Source organism: Shigella sp. FC1544 (assembly GCF_001722145.1).
In the GTDB taxonomy this organism is placed as follows: Bacteria; Pseudomonadota; Gammaproteobacteria; order Enterobacterales; family Enterobacteriaceae; genus Escherichia; species Escherichia coli.
This window is the reverse complement of sequence record NZ_MECT01000495.1, coordinates 1-302: the sequence shown is the minus strand read 5'-3', so window position 1 is coordinate 302 and position 302 is coordinate 1. Positions and strand designations below refer to the sequence as shown.

At 37.7% G+C, this 302-nt stretch carries 1 protein-coding gene and 1 pseudogene; one reads left to right on the top strand and one right to left on the bottom strand.

The window, feature by feature from the left end; translation table 11 throughout:
• A pseudogene (locus BGK49_RS29760) lies at positions 1 to 208 on the top strand (hypothetical protein); the annotation flags it as partial.
• Between the two features lie 14 nt (positions 209 to 222).
• On the opposite strand, the gene BGK49_RS18905 reads toward BGK49_RS29760, so the two are convergent.
• A partial coding sequence (locus tag BGK49_RS18905; protein WP_001401901.1) for an IS1 family transposase occupies positions 223 to 302 on the bottom strand: 80 nt, incomplete at its 5' end.

The following is a 302-nucleotide window of genomic DNA, read 5'->3' as shown; positions in this document are numbered from 1 at the left end:
GTTTTCTCAAGGGACCAGTTTCAAATCACTAAATCTTTCTATTGAAGCGCCATCTGGAGCACGGTCATCATTTCGGTCACTTGAGCATCTCGATAAGGTATCCAGACACTATATCTCTGAGATAATACAAAAAGTTCATCCTCTTTCTTCAGACGAACGTCACTTACTTTCTATTATTATTAATAATAATTTTAACTTCAGACATCAGGTAATGACTCCAACTTATTGATAGTGTTTTATGTTCAGATAATGCCCGATGACTTTGTCATGCAGCTCCACCGATTTTGAGAACGACAGCGACT